Source organism: Halomonas sp. ND22Bw, from assembly GCF_003011945.1.
Classification (GTDB): domain Bacteria; phylum Pseudomonadota; class Gammaproteobacteria; order Pseudomonadales; family Halomonadaceae; genus Halomonas; species Halomonas halophila.
The window spans coordinates 1-316 of record NZ_PXWD01000506.1; the positions used below are offsets into that span (position 1 = coordinate 1).

Below are 316 nucleotides of genomic sequence, written 5' to 3' on the forward strand. Positions count from 1 at the left end.
GACCGCCGCGCGCGGATCCTGCGCGGCGGCGGCCTCGTCTAGTCGGTCGTCCAGGCTGGGCGAAGCGGAGGTCATGTCGCCGATATAGGCCTCAAACCCCCGTCGCGTCAGTCGGCGATTACTCGGGGCGGACGCGCTTTTTGCGGAACGACGGGTTCAGCGTCTGCTTGCGCAGGCGGATGGACTTGGGCGTCACCTCGACCAGCTCGTCGTCGTCGATATAGGCGATGGCCTGTTCCAGCGACATCTGGCGCGGCGGGGTCAGGCGAACGGCCTCGTCCTTGCCGGCGGCGCGGACGTTGGTCAGCTGCTTGCC

At 68.4% G+C, this 316-nt stretch carries 1 pseudogene; it reads right to left on the reverse strand.

Annotation, left to right across the window (positions count from 1 at the left end):
* Positions 1-118: 118 nt before the first annotated feature.
* Positions 119-316 (reverse strand): annotated as a pseudogene (locus CVH10_RS19130) (translational GTPase TypA); the annotation flags it as partial.